Source organism: Actinomyces sp. ph3, assembly GCF_000308055.1.
Classification (GTDB): domain Bacteria; phylum Actinomycetota; class Actinomycetes; order Actinomycetales; family Actinomycetaceae; genus Pauljensenia.
Window position 1 is genome coordinate 186,294 of record NZ_CAGY01000002.1, and the last position, 12,771, is coordinate 199,064.

At 55.7% G+C, this 12,771-nt stretch carries 11 protein-coding genes; 3 read left to right on the forward strand and 8 right to left on the reverse strand.

The annotated features are described in order from the left end of the window. Window positions 1-168 precede the first annotated feature (168 nt). The 3 genes from HGAS_RS04345 to HGAS_RS04355 all read left to right on the forward strand — a co-directional run bounded on the left by HGAS_RS04345 (window position 169) and on the right by HGAS_RS04355 (window position 2,807). On the forward strand, window positions 169-1,050 hold the full coding sequence (locus HGAS_RS04345; RefSeq protein WP_019126645.1) for an ABC transporter substrate-binding protein: 882 nt from the start codon (window positions 169-171) through the stop codon (window positions 1,048-1,050). Window positions 1,051-1,176: 126 nt separating this feature from the next. Then, entirely contained in the window at window positions 1,177-2,025 is an 849-nt protein-coding gene (locus tag HGAS_RS04350; protein WP_026066631.1) for an amino acid ABC transporter permease, read from the forward strand. Then, window positions 2,025-2,807: an amino acid ABC transporter ATP-binding protein gene (locus HGAS_RS04355; RefSeq protein WP_019126647.1), complete on the forward strand. Its 783-nt coding sequence runs from the start codon at window positions 2,025-2,027 to the stop codon at window positions 2,805-2,807. The genes HGAS_RS04350 and HGAS_RS04355 overlap by 1 nt, the downstream gene beginning before the upstream one ends. 73 nt (window positions 2,808-2,880) lie before the next feature. Here the strand turns inward: HGAS_RS04355 and HGAS_RS04360 are convergent, their stop codons facing one another. The 8 genes from HGAS_RS04360 to HGAS_RS04395 form a co-directional block, all read right to left on the reverse strand. Beyond that, window positions 2,881-3,816 (reverse strand): alpha/beta fold hydrolase, encoded by a 936-nt coding sequence (locus tag HGAS_RS04360; protein WP_019126648.1) that lies wholly within the window; start codon window positions 3,814-3,816, stop codon window positions 2,881-2,883. Window positions 3,817-3,909: 93 nt separating this feature from the next. Further along, a complete protein-coding gene (locus HGAS_RS04365; protein ID WP_026066632.1) occupies window positions 3,910-5,814 on the reverse strand; it encodes an ABC transporter ATP-binding protein in 1,905 nt (634 codons plus the stop codon). Window positions 5,815-5,956: 142 nt separating this feature from the next. Then, window positions 5,957-7,705: an ABC transporter ATP-binding protein gene (locus HGAS_RS04370; RefSeq protein WP_026066633.1), complete on the reverse strand. Its 1,749-nt coding sequence runs from the start codon at window positions 7,703-7,705 to the stop codon at window positions 5,957-5,959. 410 nt (window positions 7,706-8,115) lie between these two features. After that, window positions 8,116-8,745, reverse strand: a complete 630-nt coding sequence (locus HGAS_RS04375; protein WP_019126651.1) for a hypothetical protein — start codon at window positions 8,743-8,745, stop codon at window positions 8,116-8,118. A gap of 2 nt (window positions 8,746-8,747) precedes the next feature. Next, complete coding sequence (locus HGAS_RS04380) at window positions 8,748-10,427, reverse strand: ABC transporter permease (RefSeq protein ID WP_019126652.1); 1,680 nt, start codon at window positions 10,425-10,427, stop codon at window positions 8,748-8,750. Between the two features lie 40 nt (window positions 10,428-10,467). After that, on the reverse strand, window positions 10,468-11,292 hold the full coding sequence (gene modA / locus HGAS_RS04385; RefSeq protein ID WP_019126653.1) for a molybdate ABC transporter substrate-binding protein: 825 nt from the start codon (window positions 11,290-11,292) through the stop codon (window positions 10,468-10,470). After that, window positions 11,289-11,705 (reverse strand): TOBE domain-containing protein, encoded by a 417-nt coding sequence (locus tag HGAS_RS04390; RefSeq protein ID WP_019126654.1) that lies wholly within the window; start codon window positions 11,703-11,705, stop codon window positions 11,289-11,291. The genes modA and HGAS_RS04390 overlap by 4 nt, the downstream gene beginning before the upstream one ends. Before the next feature lie 90 nt (window positions 11,706-11,795). Continuing rightward, window positions 11,796-12,533: a helix-turn-helix transcriptional regulator gene (locus HGAS_RS04395; RefSeq protein WP_019126655.1), complete on the reverse strand. Its 738-nt coding sequence runs from the start codon at window positions 12,531-12,533 to the stop codon at window positions 11,796-11,798. Window positions 12,534-12,771: the final 238 nt, after the last annotated feature.

Sequence of the window (12,771 nt, forward strand, 5' to 3'; positions counted from 1 at the left end):
GATCAATCATAGCGAGGATTCACGCAGGCCATATCTCACATCTCAAGTTTGAGACTATCTCTTTCCATTACCGCGTAGTTGCCCTTAGCCTTAGAGCGTGGGTGCTTTACCCATGGGTTGACAAGCACTCAAAATTGTTCTGTCCCAATATCTTCATAGGGAGCACACGTGGTTCGTCCCAAGATCCGTTTCCGCAAGTCCGCACTCGTCGCAATCGCAGCAACTGCCGTCATGGCGCTGGGTGCATGCGCGGGCGGAACCACTTCCAGCAACACAACTTCCGCAACCGCCGATGCTAACGCAACCGGCGAAGCACTCCCCACCGTCACCAAGGGTAAGCTCACCATCGCCACCGGCGATCCCGCTTACACCCCTTGGGTTCTTAACGACGATCCGGCCTCCGGTGAAGGCTACGAGGCCGCAGTTGCCTACGCAGTCGCCGAGAAGCTGGGCTTCTCCAAGGATCAGGTCGTATGGAAGCGTACGACCTTCGATTCGGCAATCGCTCCTGGCGCAAAGGACTGGGACTTCAACATCCAGCAGTTCTCCATTACCGATGCTCGCAAGCAGGCAGTGGACTTCTCCAGCCCCTACTACACGACCTCCGAAGCAGTCGTCGCTGTGAAGGGTACCCCCGCTGCCGAGGCCAAGAGCCTCGAAGACCTGAAGAAGCTGAAGTTCGGCGTTCAGACCGGCACGACTTCTCAGAACTACGTGATGAACAAGCTCAAGCCCAGCACCGATCCGCTGATCTTCAACGGTTCCGCTGACGTGGTCCAGGCCCTCAAGGGCGGCCAGGTTGACGCAATCGTCGTGGACCTGCCCACCGCATTCAACGTCATCGCAACCCAGGTTGAGAACGGCACCGTGGTTGGCCAGTTCACCGCGAACGAGGATGGCAACAACTTCGGTCTGCTGCTTCCTAAGGGAAGCGCCCTGACCCCCGCGGTCACCAAGGCAGTCGACACGCTGCGCGATAACGGCACCCTGGCCGAACTTCAGAAGAAGTGGCTGGCCGACGCCGCATCCGCTCCGATCTTCGAGCAGTGATCTTCTTCTCCGGCTTGGGATTCGTCCCAAGCCGGAGAATTTTCATCCCCCTTGTCCTGATTGCTTCACGCATTCGAAACCCACGCAGAGGACCCCGTGCTCACCGATTCCCACTCAGCAGACCCAATGGCTGAATTCCCAGTCTCTGAGGTCGAGCGCCAGCGCCGTCGTTACCGGCGCGCACGCACCACTCGCTCACTCTTGATCTCCGCGATCTCCACTCTGATCATCGCGGCGCTCATCGTCGTTATCTTGGCCTCGTCTCCAGGCTGGAAGACAACCCAACAAACCTTCTTCAACTGGGAATACGCGAAGAGCTCCTTCCCCGCAGTCCTCTCTGGCATGTGGCTTAACATCCGCATGCTGCTGGTTGCAGCAACGGGCGTTGCGATTTTTGCAACCCTCCTTGCTGCAGCACGTACCTTGGGCGGACCGGTATTCTTCCCGATCCGTTTCCTTGCTGCCGCATACACGGACATCTTCCGAGGCGTGCCCTTCATTGTGGTCCTGTACATCATCGGTTTCGGTATTCCAGCTTTGAATCCCTCCCGGCGCATCGATGTGACGCTCCTGGGGACCATCGCCCTGGTCATCACCTACACCTCCTACGTTTCCGAGGTTCTGCGTGCTGGCCTCGAATCGATCCACCCCTCACAGCGCTACGCAGCGCGTTCGCTGGGCCTGACCCACGGACAGACCATGCGTCACATCATCGTGCCGCAGGCAGTTCGTAAGGTGACCCCGGCTCTGATGAACGACTTCATTTCCATGCAAAAAGACGTGGGCCTGATTTCTGTTCTGGGCGCAACTGACGCAATCCGCGCTGCACAGGTTCAGCAGGCAACGACCTACAACTTCACCTCCTACGTGGTTGCGGGCCTCCTTTTCATCGTCTTGTCTTTCCCCTTCATTCGCTTGTCCGATTGGTACACGGCGCGACTACGTAAGCGCGAGCAGATGGGAGGCACCGTCTGATGAGCACGGAAACCACCACCCCCGACGAAAGCTTGGCAACCTCCGCGGAGCACCCCGTCCTTTCTGTTCAGGGCGTCGTCAAGCGCTTCGGTTCTAACATCGTTTTGCGCCGCCTCGACCTTGACGTTCACCGTCACGAGGTCGTCGTACTCTTGGGAGCCTCGGGCTCGGGTAAGTCGACCCTCCTTCGCTGCGCCAATCTGCTTGAGCGCGTCGACGACGGCCAGATTTTCCTCTCCGGAATGGACATCACCGACCCCAGCGTCAACGCAGATAAAGTTCGCGCACAGATCGGTGTCGTCTTCCAGCACTACAACCTATTCCCACACATGTCAGTGATCGATAACGTGACACTGGCTGCGCGTAAGGTCCACGGATGGGCGCCTGAACGCGCAACAAAGCGTGGATTGGAATTGCTGGAACGTATTGGTCTTGCTCAAAAAGCCGAGGAATACCCCGACCGACTTTCAGGTGGTCAGCAGCAGCGCGTCGCTATTGTTCGCGCACTTGCAACCAACCCCGAGCTTCTTCTGCTTGACGAAATAACTTCAGCATTGGACCCCATGCTGGTTGGTGAAGTTCTTGACCTCGTCCGTGAAGTCAAGGATTCGGGTTCCACGATCCTCATGGCAACCCATGAAATCGGTTTCGCCCGTCAGGTAGCAGACCGCGTGGTGTTCTTGGAACGCGGAAAGATCGTTGAACAGGGTACCCCTGAGGAAGTCATCGATAATCCGAAGATGCCTCAGACTCAGGAATTCCTAGCTCGCGTCTTCCACTGAGCGTCCATATAGCACTGTGTCCCTCTTGTGAGCGGTTCCAAAGCCGCTTGCAAGAGGGACATTGTTTAAGCCCTCAGTTTCTCCCAGCCTCGACATCAGCCCAGAAGGCAGCACAAACATCCGCCAAAGCAGTCGGATTTTCTAATTGAGCGCTGTGTTTCGCGTCGGGTATCACCTCATAGCGCGCACCCAATAACATAGCTTCTTCACGATGCATCTGCTCCGGCCAAACCGTGTCCCCTACGCCGTGAGTAATCAAGACAGGAAGCCCACTTTGACGGAGGGGAAGCGATACATCTGGATAACGAGCCAAAATGAAAGCCGCTCCCATGAGCGAGTCCTCGCTGGTGGCCATCGCGCGCTCGGCAATCAGCTCATCCCTGGGATCACTGCTCAGGAACTGGGAAATGTACCATGCCGATAGTTTCTTTCCTGTTGTTGAGGACAAGAGACGCTGACGCAGGGGCGTCCAACGCATCGATTCAGGCGGCCGAGGGCCCGTAGAAAACAGCGTCACGGAACGGAATAGTTCAGGCGCAACCACTGCAGCCTGCCGGGCAATCACACCGCCAAATGAATGTCCCAGAAGGTGAATTGGCCGCTCGCTCGCGCCCATCGCGCGCGCAACCTCAATCAGGTCACCCACAAAGTCAGCCAAGCGGTAATTCTCAACGCCTTCGGGCGCCGCAGAATCTGCCTGCCCGCGCTGCGAATAAGCGCAGGCGCTTCGACCGCGCTCGGCCAGATACGGCAGGAATGGAGTGAAATCTTCCTTAGAGCCCGTAAACCCCGGAACTAGAAGCGCCGGAACAGACTCGAGCCGATCGCCAGCGCGAGGCCCCTCATGGACCAGCGACGCGCTCTCCACCTCGGGAGCAATGCCGGCCACGGCCTCGTCAATGAAAGCGCCAGTCAGCACTCCCACGGACGTAGGGATCCCCACACAGGTCACTCCCTGCGGAAGTTCCCCCGCAAAAGCTTCCTGCGGGACAGCACCGCGAATCTGCATTCCAACCCCCTAAAGGTGAAGCCGGCGGAAAACCGCCGGCCCCACACAGCATCTGCATCCCCTCAACGTATTCGTTGCAGGGGAACCATCCGATTACTCGAGCTCGAAAGCACCGGTGTACAGCTGGTAGTACACGCCTTTTTGAGCAATCAGTTCGTCGTGGCTTCCACGTTCAATAATACGGCCGTGGTCCAGAACCATAATGGCGTCGGAGTTACGGACTGTTGACAATCGGTGCGCAATGACGAAGACCGTACGGCCTTCCATGAGGTTATCCATACCCGCCTGGACCAGCGACTCGGTACGCGTATCAATCGATGAGGTCGCCTCGTCCAAGATCATTGCCGGCGGATCGGCAACCGCTGCACGCGCAATCGACAGCAACTGTGCCTGACCCTGCGAGAGGTTTGAGCCATTGCCGCTGAGCTCGGTCTGGTAGCCATCGGGAAGGCGCTCAATGAAGGAATGAGCATTCGCAAGCTTTGCTGCCGCGATGCATTCCTCATCGGTCGCATCCAGTCGCCCAAAGCGGATGTTATCCATGACGGTACCGGTAAAGAGCTTCACATCCTGAAGCACGACGCCCAGCGAGCGACGCAGATCAGACTTGTGGATCTTCCTGATGTTGATGCCGTCAAAGCGGATCTTGCCGTCATCGATATCGTAGAAACGATTGATCAGGTTAGTGATAGTCGTCTTGCCGGCGCCCGTTGCACCGACGAAAGCGATCTTCTGCCCAGGCTCTGCCCACAGCGAGATATCGTGAAGAATCGTCTTTTTCCCGTCGTAGGAGAAGTCGACGTCTTCCATGACCAGCTCACCGCGTAGACGCGTGTAGGTGACCGTTCCGTCGCTGTGCGGATGACGCCATGCCCATACACCCGTGCGTTCTTCAGTGGGATGGACATCGCCATTTTCATCGACCCGCGCGCGGACCAGGGTCACGTAGCCCTCGTCTTCTTCACTCTCTTGCTCCATCAAGGCAAAGACTCGGGAAGCACCCGCAAGACCCAGGGCGATCATCGGGACCTGCATCGAAGCCTGTCCCAGCGTCTGTGTAAAGTTACGGACCATCCCCAGGAAGGAAACAACGACGCCAACGGTGATTGCGCCCATACCCGCGAAGCCGAAATTCGGAGTCTGGAGCTCAACCATGATGCCGCCGACCAGGGCAACGGCAACATAAAGGATATTCCCGATATTGCCCAGGGTTGGCATGAGCATGTTGCCGTATTGGTTCGCACGTTCTGAATCGTTGAACAGTTGGTGGTTGTAGCTCAGGAAATCATGCTTAACAGCATCTTCGTGATTGAAGACTTTAATGACCTTCTGGCCATCCATCATCTCTTCGATGTAGCCCTCTTCTTCAGCCAGCGAGCGCTGCTGCGCAACCATGAACTTCGCTGAACCGCCGCCCATTTTCTTTGTCACGCCAAACATCGCGACAGTCGACGCCGCGACGAGAAGAGTGAGCCACAGCGAGTAACTGAGCATGGTGATTGTCAACGCGAGGATCGTGAGTACGGACTGGATCAGGGTCGGGATCGATTGGCCAATAAGCTGGCGAATCGCGTCAGTATCGTTCGTGTAGGTCGACATGACCGCACCGTGAGGGTGCGTATCGAAGAACTTCAGCGGAAGCGTCTCCATGCGATCGAACATGTCATCACGCATCTTCTTGAGCGTGCCCTGAGTGACGATTGCCATCAGACGCGTGTAGATGAAAGCGCACACAATACCCGAGCCAAAGATAATGCCCATGATCACAACCAGTCGCACTAGCTGCGACATCACGGCAGGGAGCCCCTGGCTCATACCGGGAATAATCACGGTATCAACGATCTGCTGGAGGAAGATCGCGCCAACCGCAGATGCGATACCAGAAATCACAATGCAGATGCCGACAACACTTAAGTGGATCTTATAGTTCGCCCACAGATAGGCCATCAGCCTTCCAAAAGGACGCGGCACTCCATCAAGCTTGTTGGGGTCTTTCATTCCCGAGGCCGCGCCTTCTTTTTGTTTTTGGCTTTCCTCGCGTGCTTTCTCAGCTTGATCCTGCGGAAGCACCTCTACCGATGCGGAAGCGTGAGTGGCAATCTGATCTGCTTGTTCTTCTTCGTAGCGTTCAACCGACATTTCAGGCCACCTCGCTTTCATTTGTACTGTTTTGAGTGTCGTAAAGTTCGCGGTACTCGCCACCCAAATCAAGGAGTTCCTGGTGAGTGCCGTGCTCCTTGATACGCCCGTCATCCAAAACGATGATTTGATCGGCATGCTGGACTGAAGAAATGCGCTGCGCAACGATGATTGTTGTCGTATCCGGGATTTCCGTTTCGAAAGCCTGACGAATCAGCGAATCGGTTCGTGTATCAACCGCACTAGTTGAGTCATCAAGGATCAAGATCTTGGGCTTCTTCAGCAAGGCGCGTGCGATGCACAGACGCTGCTTTTGGCCACCCGAAAGGTTCGACCCGCCCCTTTCGATCATGGTGTCATAGCCATCGGGGAACTGACGGACAAATTCGTCGGCCTGTGAAAGCTCGCAGGCTCGGATGATTTCTTCATCGGTTGCATCAGGGTTACCCCAACGGAGGTTTTCCTTGATCGTTCCAGAGAAAAGAATGTTCTTCTGAAGAACAACGGACACTGCATCACGCAGGGGTTCGAGTCGGTAGTCGCGCACATCGATCCCACCAACGGTGACCTTACCTTCCGTCACGTCATACAGTCGTGGAATCAACTGGATCAAGCTGGTCTTTCCCGAACCAGTTCCACCGACGACGCCCAGCGTCGAGCCTGCGGGGATATCCAAAGTGATGTTTTCAAGCGCGGGGCGTTCAGAGTCTTCGCGGTACTTAAAGGTCACGCCTTCAAAGGTGATATCACCGGTGGGTACTTCACGGATTCCATATTCGGGGGATGTCAATGGAGATTCGTACTGAAGCACCTCGGCAATACGGTGTGCGGACTCTGCAGCGATCGTCACCATAACGAAAATAAAGGCCAACATCATCATGGCCGTGAGGATCTGAATACCGTAGGTGATCAGTGCTGATAGTTGACCGGTGGTCAATTCACTGCCGCCTGACGCCACAATCATCTGCGCACCAATGAAGTCAACCAGCATGATCGCACCAAAGATGAAGAACATCATGACGGGGGTATTGAGAGCCATGATCTTCTCCGCGAAGGTGAAGTCTGCTCGTACTTCCTCTGAGCGCTTGGCGAAACGAGTCTTTTCATACTCTTCGTTGACGAAGGACTTCACAACTCGGATACCTGCGATGTTCTCTTGGACCGAGTTATTCAGAGCATCGTACTTCTTAAAGATTCGCCGGAATACCGGGAAAATGAAGATGATGATCCCGAACATGATTGCCGCTAGGAACGGCAGCATGATGAGAAAAATCAGGGACATGTGCCAGTTGATGCGAATTGTCATGACGATCGAGAAGACGACCATGAGCGGGACGCGGACGGCAACGCGAATAACCATGCCATAGGCGTTTTGGACGTTGGTCACGTCCGTTGTCATGCGGGTAACCAGGGAGGATGTCGAGAAACGATCGACGTCTCCGAAAGAGAAGTCCTGAACCTTGAAGAAGAGGTCTTGACGCAGGTGCTTTGCCAACCCCGCTGCTGCGGTCGCACCGAAGCGGGCGGCGAGGATGCCGAAGAGGAGGGAGAACATCGCCATGACCAGCATAAAAACGCCAAGGCGGACAACTGGAGTGAGCGCACCACCCTGAAGGTGATCGACCAAGGACGCCATAAGCAAGGGGAGGAAACACTCAAGAATGACTTCTCCCGTAACAAACAGCGGTGTCAGAAGCGAAGCGCGACGATACTCACGCACGCTTCTCAACAAAGTACGAACAGTCGACATCTAGCGCTGGACCCCCGAAAAGTTACTGCGTGTAATAGGAACCTACCCGTAGACCTTCAAAAGAATGCATCTTTGCGGCCGGGGTAGGCGGATTAATCATTTGATGTAGATCTCCCCATGTTAGCCGCCTTTCCTAACGGCGGCGATACCACCTAGGCAATGACGCGATGGGCGAAATCTAACGCTGCACAAGCACAAGGTTTCATAGCTGATTCATAGCTTTAACCCACATCAAGTACAGATTACGCCCGTAGATTTTCAGTATCAGACATCGGGGGTCGCAAGGCCCCGTCTCCTTTTACCTGTTGAGGGACGCTGTTTAGAACGCATATTGTGTTGATGGGATGCACGTGGGGCCGGCTTTGCCGGCCCCACAGTGTTTTTGTAGCCGCACGAAGACCAACAAAGACCTATCCGCGGACCTCAGTGACGCTTGTGATCACACGTGTTCGGGGATACATCGAAACTGTAAATTCATCCTCGTAGGCGCAGTGCTTTCGAAGCTGTCTATATGCATGAGTATTCGTGTAGTTCGTACCGTCAGTGAACTTCACATTGATCTCTTCGCCCGTCTCCTTCAGCAAGGTGACATAGGTGATGAATATGCGAACCTTTGAGCCTCTCTTTCGCATAACGGTTGAGGTCTCTTCTCTATGCGCCAGGCAACGCACGCTCAGTTCCTCACTCCCCGACACCGCATCTGCCACCACCTGAGCGGATAAGACGGACCCCATTCCAATAAGACCGCAGTCAATGGTTACCAGCGCAACACATAACACCTTGGACATCCGTGGAGACAAGCGACGCCGAAACCTCACCGCATCTTGCACACTTCCCTGTGCACAGCGTTTAATCACCGGAATCAACACGATCGCAACAACAATGGGCGTCGCGCACACCAGAGCCCAGCTCAGCAAAGCGAAAGACCATAATTTTGGAGACTCCAGGTAGAAGAGTGGCCCCGCGATCACAGCGATAATGAAAACCCACAGGTGGACCGAAGCGCGCCGGCTCATTGAACGAAGCGACAGCGTTTTCACCTTTACTCCTGTCCGAGCGCCCTCTCTAATGCACTCAGCCCCATTGCCAACAGCGCCGAATCGCTCTCATCCGCACGCGACATCGACTGGTTGATCAACTCTCGCCACGGCCCTTCGCGAAGCAGGCGGCCACCCTTCAAGACGATGATATGCGCATCGAGTGCCGCAGCATCCTCAATCTGGTGTGTCACCATGATGACAGTTCGCCCAAGGAATCGTTGCGCAATCAACTCACGCAGGCCACGTGCGGCCTCGACATCGAGCGCCGCCATCGGTTCATCGAGCAACAAGACATCGGGGGCAACAACCAGCGCACGAGCCAAAGCGGTCCTCTGCGCTTGCCCACCAGACACCTGCGCCGGACGACGCTGCGCAAAAGGCGCCAACCCCACAGAGGCCAGGGCCTCCTGTGCGCGGGACTCGGCCTCGGCAGAGGAAACGCCAGCGCAACGTAATGGGAAGGCAACATTGGCAAGCAGGCTCATGTGGGGGAACAAAACGGGCTTCTGCTCTAAGGTTGCAATCTTTGGCCGACGACCTGAGACACCATCTGGCCACTCCCAGGTGCAGGCCATCTGCGGCGCATCGAGGGCACCAGAAAGCACCGATAAGAGAGTGCTCTTTCCCGCGCCGTTATGTCCCATCAAGGCCGTGACGACACCGCCTTGGCAGGTAAGGTCAACGTCGATGTGCCTCTCGGGAAGCGTTCCAGCAATCCGCACGCCGGGGGCAGGGACGCGCGGAAGCTGAGCCTGCGCGTCTGCCTTCTCATTCCCGAGGCCGTGGCTGGGCTCCGTAGCCAAGTGCGAGGCCGCGGGAACTTTCGCCTCGTCGGCGGAAGCATCGGGAGAAAGCGAAGAAGCTTGCCCCCCGCTCAGAAGGCGCGAATACCACCACTGCGAAAAGGCCGAAGCACCGCCAACCAAGACAAGTGCGACAAAGACCAAGATGACAGACAGCATCAGGGCCATATCGGTTGATTCTTCGCGCTGAAGGTAGATTTCCAAAGGAAGAGTACGGGTTACTCCGGCAAGGGAACCCGCAAATGTAATGGTTGCGCCGAACTCTCCCAGGGCTCGCGAGAAGGCCAAGGCCGTCGAAGACACCAGAGCTGGGATCATCAACGGCAGGGTGACAGACCACAGCGTCCGAGAAGGCGAGGCTCCCAGCCCACTCGCAACGCGTTCCTCATTGAAACCGCGAGTACGCAATGCACCTTCAAGTGAAGAGACAAAGAAAGGAAGGGATACGAAGGTCTGCGCCATAATGACCGCGACCGTCGTGAAAGCAATATTGATGCCGAAGATTTGCAAGTAAGCACCGATCAGGCCTCGGCGACCCCAGGTGATCAAGAGCGCCAAGCCCGCAACGACCGGAGGAAGAACCATGGGCAAGGTGACCATGGAGCGCAAAACTCGCGACCACCATGTATCGCGGGCTCGGGCGCACACCAGCGCTAAAGGAAGCCCGACGATAATGCAGGCAAGGGTCGAGGCTAGGCAGGTGCGAAGCGAAAGCGCAAGGGCCTGGGAAGCCAGCGCTTGAGTGAATAGATGGGGAAATTGAACCCAATCAATGCGTATGAGAAGCGCGATGAACGGAACAAGAAGAAATAGAACAGCACAGGATGCAGGGAGTGCGATCCAACGCGGGATCCCCGCATGCCTGTGCTTGTTCGTCATGAGATTATTCCGAAACTACAGTGCGTAGTCGAAGACGATTTCAGCCCTTATCCGCGGAAGTCGGTGCGGAGAAGCCATACTTCTTCAGCACTGCCTGTCCCTTTTCGGAAAGAACAGCGTCAATGAACTTCTGTCCGGCTTCCTTGTTCTTTGTGGAAACGGTCAGAGCGATGGGGTACGAGTTCACGACCTCATTCGCGCGGGCGATTTCAACGACCTCGACCTTATCGCCAGCAGCCTTTGCGTCGGTTGCGTAGACCAGGCCGGCATCGGCTTCGCCGCTCTCAACCTTGGCGCGCACATCCGTCACCTTCTGCTCCTCAGAGACGGGGCTAAGGGTGACGCCAAGCTTATCGGCCAATTGCTTGGTCGCATTGCCACAGGGGACGCCCTGCGCACAGACAACGAGCTTCTTGCCGTCAAGAGAGGAATCAAGTCCGGTGATCTTGGCAGGATTTCCCTTGGGGACAATCAGTGTCAGGACATTAGATGCGAAGGGCGTCGGCGTATCCACAAGCTTCGCATCGCTTGCCTTAGTCATGTTCTTCTGGTCTGCAGAAGCAAAAACATCGGCGGGTGCGCCTTCCTTCATCTGGTCAACCAGGGTGGATGAGCCCTGGAAGTTGAAGGTCACCTTGATGTTCGGATCGCTTTCTTTGAGGACCGTATCAGCGATCTCGGGGAATGCCTTGTTCAGCGAGGCAGCCGCGAAAACGTTGAGTTCAACCGGTGCTGCGGCTTCTGTCGAAGCAGATGCCGAGGCGCTTGCAGACTTATCTGCAGATGCGCTGTTTCCGCCTGAGCAAGCGGTAAGTGCAAGAAGGCTAGCCGCGGCTACCGCGACGATTCCCTTGTAGTGCTTCACAGGTTTCCTCCATTTGGTACCTGAAGAGAGACGTTTGTTGCCTTAATTTGTGCCATAGCGATGGAACCCACTTCGATTCCCAGCTCGCGGACGCTCTCGGTCGAAACCAAGGAAACGACACGGTAGGGTCCGCACTGCAGATCAACCTGGCTCATCACCGGATCAGAGTGAACGGCAATAACCAGACCTTGGAGGTGGTTACGAACAGACTGAGTACCCTGCCCAAGAGCAAGCTGATGCACATCGGGTTGACTGTTAATCAAAGCCGCTACCGATGCGCCATCGATACGAAGCGGCCCCGAGTTCTCACCGCTATCTACACGGGTGACGAGCCCGTCATCAAGCCAGCGACGAACGGTGTCATCACTCACGCCAAGCAGAATTGCAATAGTCGAAACTTTGTAATGAGGCATGAATTAATTTTAACGGATTTTGCCGTTTTTTGTAATTAATCGACAAAAATAGACAAATTTCTCCGTAGACGCGGAACAGCGTCGAATGAATTATTCGCCCGAGGCCTTTCGCACCGGGATATCCTCAAAGAAAACCTGGCAGCCGCAGCTATTGCCGAAGGGCACCAGAGTCATGCTCATACCACCATCACTGAGCTCTTCAACGATCTGACGAATAGCAGCACCATGCATCTTGCACACAATGCTTTGGATCTTATCGTTGCCGATATTGAGGTAGGGGCAGGATTGGATGGACAGACCACCATCTTCTGCATTTAACGCACGGAAACCGCGCGTTGAAAGGAAAACTCGAAGAAGCGAAAGTAGGGCTTCCTCATCGTCATGGGCGGCATCAAGCGCACCGGAAGAGCGGATGAGATCAACGTACTGTTGCCCCCAATTCCGCCCCATGATGTCAGCGAGCTGTTCGCCGCCATCCGAAGTTTGAGCCATTGCCGAGGCCGCGGCAAGAAGAAGTTCCGAAGACTGACGTTGAAGACGCGCTGCATCCCCGATGACCGCGATCTCATAGTACATCGCGGGGCGGCCTCGCCCTTCGGGATTGTGAGTTCGACGCACAACTAAGCCCTGTTCGACCAAAGGAACAAGAGTCTCACGAACCGAGTTCTTATGGATTCCCAAACGATCTGCGATTTCAACAACGGTTGCTTCGCGACCAATATCGGTAAGGGTGTGCAGAACCTTACGCTGCGCCGGGGATGCGGTCGCCAACTGGGTGATCATGTATTCGATACCAATCGGACCGGCTTTCACCTCGCCGTTAGTCACAGCTACTCCTTGTCTTGAGGGACTTGGTTGACATTCTAGTGCACAGACAACAACTAGCCGTCATTCGTTTCAAATACTGGGGCCTGTATGCGCAGGTCAGCACATACAGGCCCCAGATCACATCACCACAGATCAGGCACCCGCACGCCCAATACCAACAGTCGGTCGCATTACGCGGGGTCTATCGGTGTATTCATACAGGTGAGAACGCGGGAACCACGATAAAGAGCCGGGGCGA

Coding starts and splice junctions, on each gene's coding strand:
- HGAS_RS04350 (WP_026066631.1), top strand. CDS start 1,177: ATGGCTGAATTCCCAGTCTCTGAGGTCGAGCGCCAGCGCCGTCGTTAC.
- HGAS_RS04355 (WP_019126647.1), top strand. CDS start 2,025: ATGAGCACGGAAACCACCACCCCCGACGAAAGCTTGGCAACCTCCGCG.
- HGAS_RS04360 (WP_019126648.1), bottom strand. CDS start 3,816: ATGCAGATTCGCGGTGCTGTCCCGCAGGAAGCTTTTGCGGGGGAACTT.
- HGAS_RS04365 (WP_026066632.1), bottom strand. CDS start 5,814: ATGAAAGACCCCAACAAGCTTGATGGAGTGCCGCGTCCTTTTGGAAGG.
- HGAS_RS04370 (WP_026066633.1), bottom strand. CDS start 7,705: ATGTCGACTGTTCGTACTTTGTTGAGAAGCGTGCGTGAGTATCGTCGC.
- HGAS_RS04380 (WP_019126652.1), bottom strand. CDS start 10,427: ATGACGAACAAGCACAGGCATGCGGGGATCCCGCGTTGGATCGCACTC.
- HGAS_RS04390 (WP_019126654.1), bottom strand. CDS start 11,705: ATGCCTCATTACAAAGTTTCGACTATTGCAATTCTGCTTGGCGTGAGT.